Source organism: Oleiphilus sp. HI0086 (assembly GCF_001635225.1).
Map to the genome: position 1 here is coordinate 1 of NZ_LWFZ01000289.1, position 1,028 is coordinate 1,028.

The window sequence follows — 1,028 nt, forward strand, 5'->3', positions numbered from 1 at the left end:
TCAACGATGAGCAAAGAGACCAACCAAATCACTTACAACTACAAAGTTGTAAGACAGTTTGCCATTATGACGGTGGTATGGGGTATTGTCGGCATGGCCGTCGGTGTTCTTATCGCTGCTCAATTAGTATGGCCAGAGCTAAACTTCGATTCACCTTATTTAAGCTTCGGTCGTATTCGCCCACTGCACACTAACGCAGTTATCTTTGCTTTTGGGGGTAGTGCTCTATTTGCTACATCGTTTTATGTGGTGCAGCGGACTTGCCAAGCACGCCTGGTCTCGGACACCCTCGCGTCATTCATGTTCTGGGGCTGGCAAGCGGTCATCGTTCTAGCAGCGATCACTTTGCCACTAGGCATTACTAGCGCAAAAGAATACGCAGAGCTTGAGTGGCCGATCGATATTCTAATCACCTTAGTTTGGATAGCCTATGGCGTCCTCTTTTTTGGTACCATAATGAAGCGTAAGACCAAGCACATTTATGTTGCAAATTGGTTCTATGGCGCATTTATTATCACTGTCGCGATTCTACACATCGGGAATAGCATGGCCATTCCAGTCACGTTCTGGAAGTCCTACTCTGCTTACGCAGGTACTGTCGATGCGATGATGCAGTGGTGGTATGGCCATAATGCTGTTGGTTTCTTCCTGACGGCAGGCTTCTTGGGCATTATGTACTACTTCGTTCCTAAACAGACTGGCAAGCCAGTTTATTCTTACAGACTATCTATTATTCATTTCTGGTCACTGATTTCTTTATATGTATGGGCAGGCGCTCACCACCTACATTACAGCGCTCTTCCTGACTGGGCACAGAGTGCGGGCATGATCATGTCCCTAGTCCTACTAGCTCCATCATGGGGTGGTATGATCAACGGTATGATGACGCTTTCTGGTGCATGGCATAAACTACGTACTGACCCAGTACTACGTTTCTTGGTTGTATCGCTTTCTTTCTATGGCATGTCTACTTTCGAAGGTCCGATGATGTCTATCAAGACTGTAAACGCGCTATCTCACAACACTGA

At 46.6% G+C, this 1,028-nt stretch carries 1 protein-coding gene; it reads left to right on the forward strand.

The features are described 5' to 3' along the window. Nucleotides 1-6: 6 nt before the first annotated feature. The coding region (locus A3756_RS03635; RefSeq protein WP_068552940.1) for a cbb3-type cytochrome c oxidase subunit I at nucleotides 7-1,028 on the forward strand (1,022 nt) is incomplete at its 3' end.